This is a genomic window from Methylobacterium platani, from assembly GCF_001653715.1.
Classification (GTDB): domain Bacteria; phylum Pseudomonadota; class Alphaproteobacteria; order Rhizobiales; family Beijerinckiaceae; genus Methylobacterium; species Methylobacterium platani.
This window is the reverse complement of sequence record NZ_LWHQ01000002.1, coordinates 55,295-71,931: the sequence shown is the minus strand read 5'-3', so window position 1 is coordinate 71,931 and position 16,637 is coordinate 55,295. Positions and strand designations below refer to the sequence as shown.

Below are 16,637 nucleotides of genomic sequence, written 5' to 3'. Positions count from 1 at the left end.
CCGAATCGGCGGTTCCTGCGGGTTGGACCGAAGGGAAGGCCGCTCTAGCTAACGGCGTCACGGCACTGTTCGGGACGCACCATGGCGTTGCTCATCGAGGATTACGCGCTCGTCGGGGACGGGCGCAGCGCAGCCCTGATCGGACGCGACGGCAGCGTGGACTGGCTGTGCTGGCCGCGCTTCGACGCCTCCGCCTGCTTCGCGGCCCTGCTCGGCACCCGCGAGGATCACGGCCACTGGCGCATCGCGCCGGCCGGGGAGGCCACGAGCACGCGGCGCTACCGCGAGAACACCCTGGTGCTCGAGACCATCCACGAGACCGCCGAGGGCGCGGTGCGAGTGATCGACTTCATGCCGGTCGAGGACGGCACCCACCTCGTGCGCCTCGTCGAGGGCGTGCGCGGCCGGGTGGCGATGCGCATGGACCTGGTGGTGCGCTTCGATTACGGCTCCGCCGTCCCCTGGGTGTCGCGCAGCGAGAACGACGACCTGCGGGCGATCGCCGGCCCGAACAAGCTCGTCCTGCGCACCCGGGCGCCGCTGCAAGGGGTCGGCCAGACGACGGTGTCGGACTTCACCGTCGAGGCCGGCCAGAGCGTCGCCTTCGTGCTGAGCTACGGCCTCTCGCACGAGGAGGATCCGCCGCCGATCGAGCCGCGCCGGATGCTCTCCGGCACCACCGCCTGGTGGCGCTCCTGGTGCCAGCGCTGCCGCGGCGGCACGCCCTGGGACGACGTGCTGACCCGCTCGCTCCTGACGCTCAAGGCGCTGATCTACCGGCCGACCGGCGGCATCGTGGCGGCGCCCACCACCTCCCTGCCGGAGCAGATCGGCGGCGTGCGCAACTGGGACTACCGGTTCTGCTGGCTGCGCGATTCGACCTTCACCCTCCTGGCGCTGATGGATGCCGGCTACATCGACGAGGCCCGGGCCTGGCGCGACTGGCTGACCCGGGCGGTCGCCGGCAGCCCCGCGCAGGCCCACATCCTCTACGGCATCGCCGGCGAGCGCCTGCTCCCCGAGATCGAGCTCGACTGGCTGCCCGGCTACGAGGGCTCGCGCCCGGTGCGGGTCGGCAACGCCGCCGCCCAGCAGTTCCAGCTCGACGTCTACGGCGAGTTGTTCGACGCGCTCTACCAGGCCCACCAGCGCGGCATGCGGGCCGACGAATCCGGCGTCCGGGTCGGCCGCGCCCTCCTCGACCACCTGGAGCGGGTCTGGCGCGAGCCCGACGAGGGGATCTGGGAGGTGCGCGGCGGGCGCAAGCACTTCGTCCACTCGAAGGTGATGGCCTGGGTCGCCTTCGACCGGGCGATCCGGTTCTACGAGGCGCACGTCGCCGACGACGAGCCGACCGCGGGCGACGACGAGGCGGTGGTCCGCTGGCGCGCCGCCCGGGACGAGATCCACCGCGAGGTCTGCGAGAAGGGCTTCGACCGGGACCGCAACAGCTTCGTGCAGTATTACGGCTCGAAGGATCTCGACGCGAGCCTGCTGCTGATCTCCCATATGGGCTTCCTGCCCCAGGACGATCCGCGCGTCGTCGGCACCGTCGAGGCGATCGGCCGCGACCTGATGCATGACGGCTTCGTGCTGCGCTACGACACAAGCGGCCAGACCACCGATGGCCTGCCTGCCGGCGAGGGCGCCTTCCTGCCCTGCAGCTTCTGGTACGCGGACAACCTGATCGGGCTCGGCCGGTGCGAGGAGGCCCGCGCCCTGATCGAGCGGCTCCTGTCGCTGTGCAACGACGTCGGGCTGCTGGCCGAGGAGTACGATCCGACCCGCAAGCGCCAGGTCGGCAATTTTCCGCAGGCGTTCAGCCATGTCGCGCTCGTGAACACGCTTCTGAACTTCAGTCGGGCGGTCGGACCCGCTAAGGAGCGCGGCGGAGACCCGGACGCCTCGGGTCATCCGGGCGAGCGGCCCGTGATGCCCCCGCAGGCGGCCGAGAGCCCCGCGGCCTGACCGGTCGCGGCGCCCCGACCCTTTTTCTCGATGTGACGAGGCCCCGAAGATGAGCGCAGCCGACACCAAGCCGAAGGCCGGCACCAGCGAGATCGACCAGCGCAGCATCGACACGATCCGCACGCTGACGATCGATGCGGTGCAGAAGGCGAATTCCGGCCATGCCGGCGCCCCCCTCGGGCTCGCCCCGGTCGCCTTCACCCTGTGGAACCGCTATCTCCGCTACGACCCGGCGAACCCGCACTGGCCGAACCGCGACCGCTTCGTGCTCTCGGTCGGCCACGCCTCGATGCTGCTCTACAGCCTCATCCACCTCGCCGAGGTGGCGGAGAAGGACGGGGGCAACGCCCCGGCGGTGAGCCTGGAGGACATCAAGAAGTTCCGCCAGCTCGACAGCCGCACGCCCGGCCACCCGGAATACCACTTCACCACCGGCGTCGAGGTGACCACCGGGCCGCTCGGCCAGGGCGTCGCCAACTCGGTCGGCATGGCGATGGGCGGCCGCTTCCTCGGCGAGCGCCTGGCCTACGGCGACCGCCCGGTCTTCGACTACAACGTCTACGCGCTGTGCAGCGACGGCGACCTGATGGAGGGCGTCTCGGCCGAGGCCGCCTCGATCGCCGGGCACCTGCGGCTGTCGAACCTGTGCTGGATCTACGACAACAACACCATCACCATCGAGGGCCATACCGACCTCGCCTTCAGCGAGGAGGTCGCCGCCCGCTTCCTGGCCTATGGCTGGCAGGTGCTGCGCGTCGCCGACGCCAACGACACGGTGGCGGTGTCGCACGCCCTCGAGACCTTCCTGCAATCGGGCGACCGCCCGACGCTGATCATCGTCAACTCGGTGATCGGCTACGGCGCGCCGACGAAGCAGGGCACCCCGAAGGCCCACTCGGACGCGCTCGGCCCCGACGAGGTCAAGGGCGCCAAGCGCGCCTATGGCTGGCCGGAGGACGCCCAGTTCCTGGTGCCGGACGGCGTCTACGACAATTTCCGCCAAGGCATCGGCGCCCGCGGCAAGGCCCTGCGCGAGGAGTGGCTGGCCCTCGTCGAGGAGGTGAAGGCCGGTGACGCCGGTCTCGCCAAGGACCTCGCCGCCTATCTCGCCGGCGAGCTGCCGGAGGGGTGGGACGCCGACATCCCGGTCTTCCCGGCCGACGCCAAGGGCCTCGCCACCCGCGAATCGTCGGGCAAGGTGCTCAACGCGCTGGCCAACCGGGTGCCGTGGCTGCTCGGCGGCTCGGCCGATCTCGCGCCCTCGAACAAGACCAAGCTCGAGGGCGAGGATGCCGGCACCCTGGGGCCGTTCACGCCCGGCGGCCGCAACATCCATTTCGGCGTGCGCGAGCATGCGATGGGCTCGATCGTCAACGGCCTCGGGCTCGTGGGCCTGCGCGCCTACGGGGCGACCTTCCTGGTCTTCTCCGACTACATGCGCCCGCCGATCCGTCTCGCCGCCCTGATGGAGCTGCCGGTCTTCCACGTCTTCACCCACGATTCGATCGGGGTCGGCGAGGACGGGCCGACGCACCAGCCGGTCGAGCACCTGCTGGCGCTCCGCGCGATCCCCGGCCTCGTGACCTTCCGGCCGGCCGACGCCAACGAGGTGGCGGAGGCCTACCGGGTCATCATGCAGCTCAAGCACCAGCCGGCGGTGCTGGCGCTGAGCCGCCAGCCGCTGCCGACGGTCGACCGGGAGACCTACGCCCCGGCCTCGGGCACCGCGAAGGGCGCCTACGTGCTGGCCGGCACCGAGGAGCCTAAGCCCGACGTGATCCTGATGGGCACCGGCTCCGAGGTGCAGCTCTGCCTTTCCGCCTACGAGACCCTGAAGGCCGAGGGCGTGAAGGCCCGGGTGGTGTCGATGCCGTCCTGGGACCTGTTCGAGCAGCAGGACGAGGCCTACCGCAACAGCGTGCTGCCGCCCGAGGTGACGGCCCGCGTCGCGGTCGAGCAGGGCTCGGTGATCGGCTGGGACCGCTACGCCGGCAGCGCCGGCACGATCCTCGGCATGCACACCTTCGGCTCCTCGGCGCCGATCAAGGACCTGCAGACCAAGTTCGGGTTCACGCCCGAGAAGGTGCTGGAGGCCGCCCGCGCCCAGGCGGCGAAGGCGAAGGGCTGAAGCATCGGGACGACGGCCCGTCGGTTTCGACCGTCGGGCCGTCGACACGCGAACGTCGTCCCGGGGCTCGCCGCAAGCGAGAACCCGGGATCCGGGTTCCGACTCCGCAGCCGCGGGAGGGCGTCAGGGCCGTCGAGGGAAGCGATCGCTCCCGGCCCTCCTACCGCACCGCCAGGATCTCCACCGGTTTTCCGCGGCTCTCGTCGAACACCCCGGCGGTGAGCGGCCCGCCGAACACCGCGCCCGTGTCGAGGTTGGTGCGGAAGTCCCTGAGGTCCGGCCGGCCGTCCCGGGTCGGGGTGTGGCCGTGGACGACGTGGCGGCCGAAATCGTGGTTCGCCGAGAGGAACGGCTCGCGCATCCACAGCCGGGTCTCGCGGTCGCTGCCCTCCGCGCCCCGCTCCGGGTCGAGGCCGCCATGGACGTACCAGCGACGCGCGTCGCCGTGCAGGGTCGGCAGGGCGGCGATCCAGGCCACGACGTCCCGCGGCAGGTCGCCCGGATGCGAGACGCCGAAGGAGGCGAGCGTCGTGTCCCCGCCGTTGAGCCGCCACAGGTCGCGGCCGGTTCCGGCGACCGCGTCGAGCAGCATCGCCTCGTGGTTGCCCATCAGGCACGTCACCGCCCCGGGCTCCCGGGCCTGCAGGTCCCGCAGCGTCGCGATCGCGCCGGCGCTGTCGGGGCCGCGATCGACGGCGTCGCCGAGGACGACCAGGCGGCGGTCCCGCCCGGCGCGATGGGCCTCGATCCGGGCGAGGAGCCGGTCGAGCAGGTCGGCGCGGCCGTGGACGTCGCCGATCGCGTAGGTGAGCATGGCCGCCTCCCCGCCGGGCGCGGCCTCCGGTTCAGGCGACGGCCTGGACCGGCACGACGGCCCGCGCCGCCTCGGCGTCGAGGTAGGGCAGCGTGTCGGCGAAGGCCATCGGCCGCCGGAAGTGGTAGCCCTGCATCAGCACGCAGCCGAGGCCCTCCAGCAGGTCGGCCTGCTCGGCGGTCTCGATGCCCTCGACCACGCAGTCGAGCTTCAGGTTGCGGGCGAGCGCCACGATCGACGTGACGATGTCGCGGCTGGCCGGATCGGCGGTGATCTCGCTGACGAAGCTGCGGTCGATCTTGAGCTTGTCGAGGGGCAGGCGGTGGACGTAGCCGAGGGACGAGTAGCCGGTGCCGAAATCGTCGAGCGCGATCGCGATGCCGTTCGCCCTCAGGGTCGCCAGCACCGCCTGGGCCTGGGCCACGTCCTGGATCAGCGCGGTCTCGGTCGCCTCCAGGATCACGCGGGCGGGGCTCAGGCCGCTCGCGCGGATCGCCGCGACGATGTTCTCGGCCGCCTGCGGCGAGGCGATGTCCGCCATCGAGAGGTTGAACGACAGGGCGACCGGGTCGGGCCAGGCCCGGGCGGCGGCGAGCGCCTGGCCGAGCAGCACCGCGGTGATGCGGGTGATGAGGCCGGCGCGCTCGGCGATCGGCACGAAGACCGCCGGGGAGACCGGGCCGAGCTCCGGGCTGGTCCAGCGCGCCAGCGCCTCGAACGCCACCGTGCGGCCGCGCCGGACGTCGACGATCGGCTGGAAGACGAGGCTCATCTCGCGCGCGAGATCGGCGTGGCGCAGGGCCTGCTCGATCAGGCTCTGGGTGCGCAGCCGCCGCTCGTGCTCCTCGGTGAACAGCACGGCGTCGCCGCGGCTATGCGCCTTGGCGTAGTACAGGGCGTAATCCGCCCGCTCGACCAGCACCGCCGCCTTGCGGCCCGCCTCGGGATGGGCGGCAAAGCCGATCGAGGCGCCGATCTGGGCGGTCGAGCCGTTCGGCAGCCGGAACGGCGCGCCGAGGGCGGTGCGGATCGCCTCGCCCGTCGTCCCGGCCGAGGGGGCGCCGCGCAGGACGAGGCCGAACTCGTCGCCGCCCAGGCGCGCCACCACGCCGGCCTCGCCCACCACCTGCCGCAGGCGCCGGGCGGCCTCCTGCAGCACCGCGTCGCCGGCACCGTGTCCGTGGGCGTCGTTGACCGGCTTGAACCCGTCGAGATCGACGAGGCCGACGACGAACCCCGCGCCGCCCTCCGCCTCGTCCAGCGCCCGGTCCAGGGAGGCGAAGAAGCTGCGCCGGTTGGGCAGCCCGGTCAGGGCATCGAGATTGGCGAGCCGCAGGTTCTCGCGGCTCAGGCGCTCGAGCTCGACCCGCTGCCCGATCATGCGGCTGAAGTCGCGGTAATAGGTGAGGATCACGAACAGCAGGGCGGCGCTGACGCTGACCAGGTTGAGGGCGATCGCCCGCATGACGGAACTGTCGAGGCTGGCGACGTACAGGCAGAACATCCCGGTGACGATCACCGTCACCAGCACCGCCGCCGCGCGCAGATGCACGAGGCAGAACACGCAGGCGATCGTCGTGGTGCCGACGTAGAACAGCATGTGGGCCTTGGCGTAGGCGTCGCCGTAGGCGAACAGCGCGATGCCCCAGGCCATGAAGCCGGCCGCCAGCAGGCCGGCGAGCCCGACCGTGAGCCGCAGCTTGACGACGAGGCGGGCCTCCACGATCGGCCGCCGGCGCCGGCGCAGCCACGATCCGAGACGCACCGCGCACAGGAGCAGCAGGCCGGCGAGGGGGTAGAGCGTCACCGCATCCGGCGCCAGCCCGTGGAAGGTGATGGCCACGGCCGTCGAGTTGATCGCCAGGATCACGTAGAGCAGGGGCACCTGATCGCGCAGGGCCTGCATCTGCGCCCGCATCAGGTCCGGGCTCGCGGCGTCGATCCGGAAGAGATCGATGATCGTCAGCAACCTGCGCACTGCGCGTCCACCCCGCTCGGATCGGCCGATCGCCACTCCGCACCCGTCGGAACAGAAAGCATGCGGACTTGAATCAACGGTTACCAGACATCGTCGGAACACAGATGACGGTTATCCTCGCATCTCGCACCGGCCGCGGCGGCGCGATCAAATGAAATCGCGGGGCGGCGGAGGATGGGCCGGGACCCCGCCCGCCTTCTCCCTTGCGAAAAGGATCGACGACATCCGTTCCCCGGACGATCGCCGGACCGGACGACGCATGACTGCTGGGGCATGGGCCCTAGGATTTCGATCCTTTGCCCGCGGGATCTTCGGCGCGGCGCGCGGTCCGCGACACGATGCCGTCGCCCTCGTCCCGTCCCGCCTTTGCCTCCCGCGGCCGGTTGCGGTTTAAAGGGGCCTCGCGCGGGGCGCGCGCGGCCTGGAGGCCTCCGACGGGGCGCGGTCCGCGTCCGCGGCGGCCCCGGCAGCGACGGGAGATGCGATCCCTTGACCGATACCGCCTACGCCCTCTTCCTCGATTTCGACGGCACCCTCGTGGAGATCGCGCCCCGCCCCGACGGCGTGGTGGTGCCGCCGGCCTTGCCGCCCGGGCTCGCGCGGCTGCGCGACCGCCTCGGCGGGGCGCTCGCCCTGGTGACCGGCCGGCCGATCGCCACGATCGACGGCTTCCTGACCCCCGAGCGCTTCGACGTCGCCGGCCTGCACGGGGTCGAGCAGCGCCTGGCCGGCCGGGTCGCGGGCGGCGACCCGGCGGCCCATCCCGCCCTGCGCGCCGGGGTCGAGACCCTGCAGCGGGCGGTGGCCGATCTCGACGGGGTGCTGATCGAGGACAAGGGCTGCTCGGTCGCGGTGCACTGGCGCCTGGCGAACGACGCCGATGCCGTGCGGGCGCAATCGGCGGCGACGTCGGTCGCCGGCATCCTCGGCGAGGCCTACCGGCTGCAGCAGGGCAAGGCGGTGGCCGAGATCCTGCCGGCCAGCGCCACCAAGGGCCACGCCATCCGGGCCTTCCTGCGGGCGGCGCCCTATGCCGGCCGCCGGGCGATCTTCGTCGGCGACGACCTGACCGACGAGAAGGCCTTCGTGCCGGTGAACGAGGATGGCGGGATCACGATCCGGGTCGGGCCCGGCGAGACGGCGGCCCGCCACCGCCTCGCCGATCCGGCGGCGGTGCGGGCGCTGCTGATGGGCTGGGCCGAGGGCGGCGCGATCGATCCCGGATCGCTTCCGCCGGCCTGACGGCCTGTCCGGCGGCGCGGCGATGCCCTAACTCCGTCCGGACGTCACGCACAGGAACGATCCCGTCGATGCGCCGTTCGCCCCTCTTCCTTGCCGGAGCCCTCACGATCGCCATGACCGCCTCAGCCTCCGCCGCCTCCTTCACCACCGCCCCGTCCGGCCTCCAGTACAAGGACGACGTGGTCGGCACCGGCCCGCAGCCGAAGCCCGGCCAGACCGTCAGCGTCCATTATACCGGCTGGCTCTACCAGGACGGCAAGAAGGGCGCGAAGTTCGACAGCTCGCTCGACCGCAAGCAGCCGCTCAACTTCGCGGTCGGCACCGGCCAGGTCATCAAGGGCTGGGACGAGGGCCTGTCGACCATGAAGGTCGGCGGCAAGCGCACCCTGATCATCCCGCCGGAGCTCGGCTACGGCCCCCGCGGCGCCGGCGGCGTGATCCCGCCGAACGCCACGCTGATGTTCGACGTCGAGCTGCTCGGCGTGCGCTGAGGCAAGGCCCGGGCGCGTCCCGCGCCCGGGCTTTCCTACACCTCCAGCCACTCCCGCCGCACCGCCTCGTCGGCGGACAGCGCGGCGGGCGTGCCTTCGAACACCACCTGGCCGTGCCCCATCACGTAGAGGCGCTGCGACAGCTTGAGGGCGATGGTCAGCTTCTGCTCGACCAGCAGCACCGACACCCCGCGGGCCGCGATCTCGCCGATCATCTCGGCGACGCGGGCGACCATCTGGGGTGAGAGGCCCTCGGTCGGTTCGTCGATCATGATGAGGTCGGGGTCGCCCATCAGGGTGCGGCAGATCGTGAGCATCTGCTGCTCGCCGCCCGAGAGCACGCCGCCGGGCGTGTCGATCCGCTCCTCCAGCCGCGGGAACAGGCGGAAGATGTCGGCGTAGGACCAGCGCCCGCCGCGCCTCCCCCCCTTCTCGCCGAGCGCCAGGTTCTGCCGCACGGTGAGCTTGGGGAAGATCGCCCGCTCCTCCGGCACGTAGCCGAGGCCCCGGCGGGCGACCGCGTAGGGCTTCAGGCCCGCGATGGCCTGGCCCTTGAAGCGGATCTGCCCGCGGGGCGGCACGTCGCCCATGATCGCCTTCAGGGTGGTGGAGCGCCCGACCCCGTTGCGGCCGAGGATCGACACGATCTCGCCGGCCCCGACCCGGAAGCTCACCCCCTGCAGGATGTGGCTCTTGCCGTAATAGGCGTGCAGGTCCTCGACCTCGAGGAGCGCGGGAGCGGTGGCGGCCGCCGCCGCCGGCATCGCCAGGGCGGCGCTCACGCGGCCTCCTCCCCGGTGGCGACGCCCAGATAGGCTTCCTGCACGGCGCGGTTCTCCCGGATGCGGGCTGGCGTGTCGGTGGCGATGATGCGGCCGTAGACCAGCACCGAGATGCGGTCGGCGAGCCCGAACACCACCGCCATGTCGTGCTCGACCATCAGGAGCGTGCGGCCGGTGGTGACCTCGCGGATCAGCTGGGTCGCGTGCTCGCTCTCGCTGTGGCTCATGCCGGCCATCGGCTCGTCGAGGAGGATGACCTTGGCGTCGCTGGCGATGGCGATGCCGATCTCGAGCGCCCGCTGCTCGGCATAGGCGAGGAGCCCCGCGGCGATCCCGGCGCGGTGGCCGAGGCGGATGCGGGTGAGGATCTCCTCCGTGCGCTCGGCCACGCCGGGCAGCCCCTCGACCCCACGCCAGAAGGACGGGCCGTGGCCCATCGCGCGCAGCACCGCGCAGCGCACGTTCTCCCACACGCTGAGCTTGGGGAAGATGTTGGTGACCTGGAAGCTGCGGGCGAGGCCGGCCCGGTTGATCGCCGCCGGGCGCCAGCCGGTGATGTCCTGGCCCTCGAGCCGGATCGTGCCGCTCGTCGGCGCGAAACGGCCGCTGATCAGGTGGAACAGGGTCGACTTGCCGGCCCCGTTCGGCCCGATGATGGCGTGGCGCTCGCCCGCCGGCACCGACAGGTCGACGCCGTTGATGATCTTGGCCGGGCCGAAGCTCTTGTGGACGCCGGACAATTCGATCGCGGGGGCGCTCAGGCTCGCGGGGCTCATGCCAGCTTCTCCTTGGCGGCGGCGGAGGCCTCGTGCCAGGCGGCGGTCACCCGCGGGAGCACGGCCCGCAAGGCGAGCCCGCCGCCGACGGCCATCGCACCGGCGACGATCCAGGGCAGGATGTGGGCGGCGTCGAGGGGGATGCCGATCAGGCTCATCTCGGTCCCGTCGCCCGCCCTCACCAGCATCCGGAACGCCATCTCGATCAGCGCGATCGCGCCGGCGAGCATGACGAGGAGCGGCCCGAGGGCCAGGAGGTAGGCCGGGAGCAGCCGGTGGGCGGTGCCGGCCCGGATGAGCGGGCCGTGCATCAGGGCGAGGCCGGCGATGCCGCCGGGGGCGAACATCACGATGGCGATGAACAGGAGCCCGAAATAGAGCTGCCAGACCTCCGTGAGATCGCTGAGGGAGACCTGCAGCAGCGTCACCACCACGGCGCCGACCACCGGCCCGACGAAGGTGCCGATGCCGCCGATGAAGGCCGCGAGCAGCACCACGCCGGACTGGTGCACGCCGAGATAGGCCGAGTTCGCGATCTCGAAGTTGATCGCCGCGAGCGAGCCGGCGACCCCGGCGAACAGGGCCGAGAGGCAGAAGGCGGCGATGCGGATCGCCTGCGGCTCGTAGCCCAGGAACTCGACCCGCTCCGGGTTCTCGCGCACGGCGTTGCACAGCCGCCCGAGCGGCGTGCGGGTGATGGCGTACATCGCCACGGCGCAGATCAGGCACCAGGCGGCGATCAGGTAGTAGACCTGGATCTGCGGGCCGAAGCTGAGGTCGAACAGCCGCAGCATCTTGGTGCGGTTGGCGGTGATGCCCTCCTCGCCGCCGAAGAAGCTGCGCAGGATGTTCGAGCCGGACGAGACCAGCTCGGCGATGCCGAGCGAGATCATCGCGAAGACGGTGCCGGCGCGCCTCGTCGAGATCGCCCCGAACACGATGCCGAAGGCGAGGCCGGCGAGGCCGCCGACCACCGGCATCAGCGGCAGCGGCAGCGGCAGGCGGTTGAGGGCCACCACGTTCATCGCGTGGACGGTGAAGAAGGCGCCCAGGCCGTAATAGACCGCGTGGCCGAAGGACAGGAGCCCGGTCTGGCCGAGCAGCATGTTGTAGGACAGGGCGAACACCACCATGATGCCCATCAGGCTCATCATGGTCAGCGCGGTGCCGCTGGTGAAGACGAGGGGCGCCGCGACCAGGATGGCGGCGGCCAGCAGCCAGGGCAGGACCTGGGCGACGATCCCTGCGCCGCGCGGGCGGATCGACGGGCGGCTGCCTGCCTGCTGCGCGAGCGTCCCGGACGGCGCGATGTCGGCGAGGTCGCTCATGCTTCGCGGTTCCCGAGCAGGCCGGTCGGCCGCGCGATCAGCACGAGGACCAGCAGGAGGTAGGGGATGATCGGCCCGACCTGGGCGATCGTCACGTTCCACAGGTCGCCGAGCACGCCCTCCGACGGGGTGGCGTCGATGCCGACCGCCCGGAACACGCTGGCGACGGAGACGTCGAGCGAGATCGCGAAGGTCTGGACGAGACCGATCAGCAGCGAGGCCGCGAAGGCCCCGGTGAGCGAGCCGAGGCCCCCCACCACCACGACCACGAACAGGATCGGCCCGAGCAGGCCCGCCATGTTGGCCTGGGTGACCAGCGCCGGCCCGGCGATGACGCCCGCCACGGCGGCAAGCCCGGTGCCGACGCCGAAGACCAGCATGAACACCTTCGGCACGTCGTGGCCGAGCATCGCCACCATGTTGGGATGGGTCAGCGCCGCCTGGATGATCAGCCCGACCCGGGTCCGGGTCAGCACGGCGAGGAGCGCGAGGAAGATCGCCACCGAGATCGCCAGCATGAACAGCTTGTAGGCCGGGTAGTTGGTGCCGAACACCGTGAAGGCCGGGAAGTCGAGCACCGCCGGGACCCGGTAATCCACTGGCAGCTTGCCCCAGACCATCTGCACCACCTCCTCGATCACGTAGGCGAGGCCGAAGGTGAAGAGCAGCTCGGGCACGTGGCCGTGGCGGTGGACGTTGCGCAGGCCGTAGCGCTCGACGAGTGCCCCGATGCCGCCGACGACGACCGGGGCGGCGACGAGGCCGATCCAGAACCCGGTGAACTTGCTGATCTGATAGCCGAAGAACGCCCCCAGCATGTAGAAGCTGGCATGCGCGAAGTTCAGCACGCCCATCATGCTGAAGATCAGGGTCAGGCCGCTCGCCATCAGGAAGAGCAGCATCCCGTAGAGCACGCCGTTCAGCGTCGAGATGATGACGAGTTCGAGCACGCGGGGGGTCTCCTGCCGGTGCGGTGTCTCGGAGTAGCGGGCGATCGGCGGAGGCACCCGCCGGTTTGGACTGTATCAGCTCCACCCTGTCCCGGACGACTGGAACGACGTGGAAGGAGATCCGGGATCCAGCACAGGAAGTGCCGCGAAGCGGCTCAACCTTTGCAGCGTCGCAGTCGTACAGACGCTTCGCGACTCGTCATGCCGGATCCCGGGTCGCATTTCCGCCGACGCCGCATGCGCCCGGGACGGGGCCGTTGCGTTCCGGAAGCGAACCGAAGCGGCGCCCCGGCACCCGGAACGCCGCCCCTCCCCTCGCCTCAGCTCGGGCGGTCCATCTTGCAGGTGGTCGGCAGCAGGGTGTCCTTCGCCTCGACCACGCCGTCGCCGGTCCAGCCCCAGCCGGTATTCTCGCTGTCGAGCACCTTCGAGGTGTCGACCGGGCCGAAGCGCGAGATGTAGATCGGCTGGAAGATCTGGTGGTCGTCCGGCCGGATGAAGCTGTCCTTGCCGTAGAGCGTGTCGTTGTGGATCGAGTCCATCGCCTTGGCGATCGCCTTCGGGTCGGTCGACTTGGCGGTGAGCGTCGCCTTCGACAGCACGTTCATCAGGTTGACGATGCGCGCGTAGGTGAGCTCCTGGCCGGTCTTGGCGCGGAAGGCGGTCTCGAAGTCGTGCGCGGGCTTGTAGTCGATATTCGCGTAGCCCTCGGAGATCTGGTAGACGTGATCGGGCAGGTTCGCCTGCTTGATCGCCGTCGGCCCGCCGCTGCCGCCGCCGTAATAGGTGTAGAACTTGGCCTGCAATCCGGCATCGCCCGCCGCCTTGAGCAGCAACGACATGTCCTGCGCCCAGTTGCCGGTGATCACCGTGTCGGCGCCCGAGGCCTTGATCTTGGCGATGTAGGGCGAGAAGTCGTTGACCTTCTGCAGCGGCGCCACCTCGTCGCCGACGATCTGGATGTCGGGCCGCTTCTCCTTCAGCATCGCCCGGGCGGCGGCGCGCACCGCCTGGCCGTGCGAGTAATCCTGATTGATCAGGTAGACTTTCTTGATCTCAGGCTTGCCCTTGATGTAGTTGGTCAGGGCCGCCATCTTGATGTCGGAATTGGCATCGAACCGGAAGTGCCAGTAATTGCACTTGGCGTTCGTCAGCGACGGATCGACCGCGGCGTAGTTGAGATAGATGATCTCCTTGCCGGGATTGCGGTCGTTGTACTTGCCGACGAAGTCGATCAGCGCGGCACCGACCGAGGAGCCGTTGCCCTGCACCACGATGCGCGCGCCGGAATCGATCGCCTTCTGGAGCTGGACCAGGCTCTCCTGCGGATTGAGCTTGTTGTCGTAGCCGGTCACCTCGAGCTTCAGGTCGGGGTTCTTGGCGTTGAGCTGGTCGGCCATGAACTGGAAGGTCTTCAGCCCGGCCTCGCCGGTGCTGGCCCCGCCGCCGGAGAGCGGATCGACGAAGGCGATCTTCAGGCTCATCGGCGCGGCGAGCGCAGTCGAGGCTGCCAAGGCGACGAGGCCGGCGGCCGTGATGCGCGCGAGGGTCTTGACCAAGGCGTCCTCCTGGAATGGCGTTCCCGAATTCTTATGGGCGCGCCGTATTCGGCGTCGCCGGCGGGTTGCCCCGCCTCGGGCGAACACTGCCTCCCGGTCCTGGGCTGGTCAAGATGCGAAATTCCGATCCGCATCGCGAAACATGTTGCCGAGGCGGCGCGGCATCGTCACCTTAGGACGGCCCGGGGCGAGGCGGTCGGGGACCGCGGGACCAAGTGCGCGGACCCAAGCGCACGGACCAGAAGCACGGCCGGATCGGGGGAGGCGGCAGCATGGCACAGGCGATGGCGGCGCGCATCGACGCGACCACGCGGAACCCGATGGCGGACGGCCCGGCGGAGAGCGAGGACGGCGACCGGCAGTTCGTCACGGCGCTCGCCCGCGGCCTCCAGGTGCTGCGCGTCTTCCGGGACGCCGCCGAGATGCTGGGCAACCGCGAGATCGCCGCCCGCACCGGCCTGCCCAAGCCCACGGTCTCGCGCCTGACCCACACGCTTCTCTCGCTGGGCTACCTGGTGCACGAGCCGGAGGGCGAGCGCTACGGCCTCGGCCCCGCGGTGCTGGCGCTCAGCTCGGCCTTCCTGCGCCAGAACTCGTTCCCACAGATGGTCAAGCCGTTCCTGCAGGACCTCGCCACGGCGGTGCAGGCCCACGTCGCCCTCGGCCTGCTCGACGGGCTGTCGAGCGTCTACGTCCAGCTCTGGCGCGGCCAGGGCCAGCGCATCGTCCTGTCGAGCGAGGTCGGGTTCCACCTGCCGCTGGCCCGCAGCGCCATGGGCATGGCGACGCTGGCGAGCCTCGACGAGGGGGAGCGCGCCGCCATCCTCACCCGCCTGCGCCGCGAGGGCGCCGATGCCGGCCGGCTGGAGCAGACCTACCGCCGCTGCGCCGGCGAGATCGCCCGGGACGGCTTCTGCGTCGGCGTCGGCATCTGGCACCAGGACATCAACGCCGTCGCGGCCCCGATCCACGCGCCGGGCGGGCGGGGCCACTTCGCGGTCAATATCAGCGGCCCCGCCTTCCTCCTCACCGAGGAGGTCCTGCGCCGCGACACCGGACCGAAGCTGATGGAGACGATCGGGCGGATGCGCGCGCTCGGGATCGTCGATTGAGGGCGCGCCCCGCTCACCCCTCCCCCAGCCCCGCGAACCACGCCGCGTAGGGCGTGTTGCGGGCGAGGTGGCGGTTGTAGTCCGGCGCCCCGTCCGTCCACCAGGGCGGTCCGCGCTCGCCCAGGCCGTGCTTGGCCGCGTCGACCGCCGCGCGGGCCGCGGCGAGGGCCTCGCCCCCGGCCGCGCCGTCCTCCCGCTTGGCCTCGCGCACCGCACGGCGGGCCTGCATCAGGTCGTGCACCAGCGCCTCGCGGCGCTCCGGCGCCAGGCCCGGGTCGCTGCGCCGCCACAGCCGCCCGCGCACCACGATGTAGCGTCCGTCCGGCGTGACCGGCACGGCCGTCCCCGGGTCCGCCTCCCCGCCCGCCGTCTTCGTCCGCGTCACCGTCGACCTCCGCACTTATCCCTGCACTTGCGCGCGCCGGCTTGAGGCGACGTTAATCCTTCGAGCGCAACCTTTTCCCGGGGGAAGCGGGGGCCCGTCCTCCTGCCTGGGGGCGTCATGCACATCGTCGTCGTCGATCCGAGCCGGGTGGTGCTCAAGGTCATCAGCGGTCTCCTGACGCCCCGCGGCCATACCGTGGACACGTTCACGGATTCGCGCGAGGCGCTCGATTTCGTCACCGACAACGCCTCGGTCACGGCGCTGATCACCAGCCTCGAGGTCCGGCCCCTCGGCGGCCTCGAACTGTGCTGGTCGGCGCGCCTGCTCGCGGATGCGCACCGGCCGCTCTACATCATCACGATGTCGTCGGCCCGCAACGCCCGCAACCTGGCGGAGGCGCTCGACAGCGGCTCGGACGACTTCATCGACAAGCCCCCGGGCCCGGAGGAGCTCTACGCCCGCCTGCGCGCCGCCGAGCGGATGACCGGGATGCAGCGCGAGCTGATCCGGCTCGCCGAGACCGACGCGCTCACCGGGCTCCTCAACCGCCGCGCCTTCCTGCAACGGGCCGGCGAGGCGGCCGACCGGGCCGGCGCCCACGGCCGGCTGTCGATGATCCTCGTCGACATCGATCACTTCAAGGCCGTCAACGACCAGCACGGCCACGATGTCGGCGACACGGCGATCCGCGGCGTCGCGCAGGAACTGCTGACGGAAGCCGGCGGCATCGCCGGGCGCCTCGGCGGCGAGGAATTCGCCCTGGCGCTTCCCGGGCGCAGCCTGGAGGAGGCCGAGGCCGCCGCCGGCCGCCTGCGGCTGCGCTGCACGCAGCTGCGCTTCAAGGGCCAGCGCGGACCGGTCCAGCTCACCGCGAGCTTCGGCGTCAGCACCTGGTCGGAAGGCGAGACCGTGGGCGGCCTGCTCAAGCGCGCCGACATCGCGCTCTACGAGGCCAAGACGACGGGCCGCAACCGCGTCGTCTCGGCCGCCACCGACCTGATCCTGGCGCGGGCGGGGTAAGGCGGCGCTTCGCCCGATCGGGCGAAGGCGGCCCTGCTCGCGACGGTCGATCGAGCACCAGCCCCTGCCCGGGTCGCGCAACCGGTCCCGCGCCCCTGCGACCG

Annotated in this window: 14 protein-coding genes; 6 read left to right on the top strand and 8 right to left on the bottom strand. The window is 71.3% G+C overall.

Annotated elements, in window-relative coordinates:
- The first annotated feature begins 81 nt into the window (after positions 1-81).
- Both A5481_RS00730 and tkt read left to right on the top strand, forming a co-directional pair.
- Positions 82-1,968 carry a glycoside hydrolase family 15 protein gene (locus tag A5481_RS00730; protein ID WP_048433264.1) on the top strand — a complete coding sequence of 629 codons (1,887 nt, stop codon included), beginning with the start codon at positions 82-84 and terminating at the stop codon, positions 1,966-1,968.
- 49 nt (positions 1,969-2,017) lie between these two features.
- Positions 2,018-4,096, top strand: a complete 2,079-nt coding sequence (gene tkt, locus A5481_RS00725; protein ID WP_048433263.1) for a transketolase — start codon at positions 2,018-2,020, stop codon at positions 4,094-4,096.
- A 160-nt stretch (positions 4,097-4,256) separates the two neighbouring features.
- Here the strand turns inward: tkt and A5481_RS00720 are convergent, their stop codons facing one another.
- Positions 4,257-4,910, bottom strand: a complete 654-nt coding sequence (locus tag A5481_RS00720; RefSeq protein ID WP_048433262.1) for a metallophosphoesterase family protein — start codon at positions 4,908-4,910, stop codon at positions 4,257-4,259.
- A 31-nt stretch (positions 4,911-4,941) separates the two neighbouring features.
- Entirely contained in the window at positions 4,942-6,888 is a 1,947-nt protein-coding gene (locus A5481_RS00715; protein WP_064503710.1) for a putative bifunctional diguanylate cyclase/phosphodiesterase, read from the bottom strand.
- 489 nt (positions 6,889-7,377) lie between these two features.
- Here A5481_RS00715 and otsB point away from each other — a divergent pair, with 489 nt between their 5' ends.
- The gene (otsB, locus tag A5481_RS00710) at positions 7,378-8,130 is read left to right on the top strand and encodes a trehalose-phosphatase (RefSeq protein ID WP_048433260.1); all 753 of its coding nucleotides are present in this window, start codon (positions 7,378-7,380) and stop codon (positions 8,128-8,130) included.
- A 68-nt stretch (positions 8,131-8,198) separates the two neighbouring features.
- Positions 8,199-8,621 carry an FKBP-type peptidyl-prolyl cis-trans isomerase gene (locus A5481_RS00705; protein WP_048433259.1) on the top strand — a complete coding sequence of 141 codons (423 nt, stop codon included), beginning with the start codon at positions 8,199-8,201 and terminating at the stop codon, positions 8,619-8,621.
- A gap of 35 nt (positions 8,622-8,656) precedes the next feature.
- Here the strand turns inward: A5481_RS00705 and A5481_RS00700 are convergent, their stop codons facing one another.
- The 5 genes from A5481_RS00700 to A5481_RS00680 all read right to left on the bottom strand — a co-directional run bounded on the left by A5481_RS00700 (position 8,657) and on the right by A5481_RS00680 (position 14,016).
- Positions 8,657-9,385: an ABC transporter ATP-binding protein gene (locus A5481_RS00700; protein ID WP_048433271.1), complete on the bottom strand. Its 729-nt coding sequence runs from the start codon at positions 9,383-9,385 to the stop codon at positions 8,657-8,659.
- 14 nt (positions 9,386-9,399) lie between these two features.
- On the bottom strand, positions 9,400-10,179 hold the full coding sequence (locus tag A5481_RS00695) for an ABC transporter ATP-binding protein (RefSeq protein ID WP_197514117.1): 780 nt from the start codon (positions 10,177-10,179) through the stop codon (positions 9,400-9,402).
- Positions 10,176-11,507, bottom strand: a complete 1,332-nt coding sequence (locus A5481_RS00690) for a branched-chain amino acid ABC transporter permease (protein ID WP_048433258.1) — start codon at positions 11,505-11,507, stop codon at positions 10,176-10,178. The genes A5481_RS00695 and A5481_RS00690 overlap by 4 nt, the downstream gene beginning before the upstream one ends.
- Positions 11,504-12,457 carry a branched-chain amino acid ABC transporter permease gene (locus A5481_RS00685; RefSeq protein ID WP_048433257.1) on the bottom strand — a complete coding sequence of 318 codons (954 nt, stop codon included), beginning with the start codon at positions 12,455-12,457 and terminating at the stop codon, positions 11,504-11,506. The genes A5481_RS00690 and A5481_RS00685 overlap by 4 nt, the downstream gene beginning before the upstream one ends.
- A gap of 320 nt (positions 12,458-12,777) precedes the next feature.
- Positions 12,778-14,016, bottom strand: coding sequence for a branched-chain amino acid ABC transporter substrate-binding protein (locus A5481_RS00680; RefSeq protein ID WP_048433256.1), 1,239 nt, complete (start codon positions 14,014-14,016; stop codon positions 12,778-12,780).
- A gap of 272 nt (positions 14,017-14,288) precedes the next feature.
- Between A5481_RS00680 and A5481_RS00675 the strand changes: the two genes are divergently transcribed.
- Positions 14,289-15,128 carry an IclR family transcriptional regulator gene (locus A5481_RS00675; RefSeq protein ID WP_048433255.1) on the top strand — a complete coding sequence of 280 codons (840 nt, stop codon included), beginning with the start codon at positions 14,289-14,291 and terminating at the stop codon, positions 15,126-15,128.
- A gap of 13 nt (positions 15,129-15,141) precedes the next feature.
- Here A5481_RS00675 and A5481_RS00670 read toward each other — a convergent pair whose 3' ends face one another.
- Entirely contained in the window at positions 15,142-15,513 is a 372-nt protein-coding gene (locus A5481_RS00670) for a hypothetical protein (protein WP_245238746.1), read from the bottom strand.
- A gap of 117 nt (positions 15,514-15,630) precedes the next feature.
- On the opposite strand from A5481_RS00670, the gene A5481_RS00665 reads away from it, so the two are divergent.
- Positions 15,631-16,533 carry a GGDEF domain-containing response regulator gene (locus A5481_RS00665; RefSeq protein WP_048433254.1) on the top strand — a complete coding sequence of 301 codons (903 nt, stop codon included), beginning with the start codon at positions 15,631-15,633 and terminating at the stop codon, positions 16,531-16,533.
- The last annotated feature ends 104 nt before the right edge of the window (positions 16,534-16,637 follow it).

Bases quoted from the DNA above. Each gene is read 5' to 3' on its own strand.
- A5481_RS00730 (WP_048433264.1), top strand. From the start codon at position 82: ATGGCGTTGCTCATCGAGGATTACGCGCTCGTCGGGGACGGGCGCAGC.
- A5481_RS00675 (WP_048433255.1), top strand. From the start codon at position 14,289: ATGGCACAGGCGATGGCGGCGCGCATCGACGCGACCACGCGGAACCCG.
- A5481_RS00665 (WP_048433254.1), top strand. From the start codon at position 15,631: ATGCACATCGTCGTCGTCGATCCGAGCCGGGTGGTGCTCAAGGTCATC.
- A5481_RS00690 (WP_048433258.1), bottom strand. From the start codon at position 11,507: ATGAGCGACCTCGCCGACATCGCGCCGTCCGGGACGCTCGCGCAGCAG.
- A5481_RS00705 (WP_048433259.1), top strand. From the start codon at position 8,199: ATGCGCCGTTCGCCCCTCTTCCTTGCCGGAGCCCTCACGATCGCCATG.
- tkt (WP_048433263.1), top strand. From the start codon at position 2,018: ATGAGCGCAGCCGACACCAAGCCGAAGGCCGGCACCAGCGAGATCGAC.
- A5481_RS00700 (WP_048433271.1), bottom strand. From the start codon at position 9,385: ATGCCGGCGGCGGCGGCCGCCACCGCTCCCGCGCTCCTCGAGGTCGAG.
- A5481_RS00720 (WP_048433262.1), bottom strand. From the start codon at position 4,910: ATGCTCACCTACGCGATCGGCGACGTCCACGGCCGCGCCGACCTGCTC.
- A5481_RS00695 (WP_197514117.1), bottom strand. From the start codon at position 10,179: ATGAGCCCCGCGAGCCTGAGCGCCCCCGCGATCGAATTGTCCGGCGTC.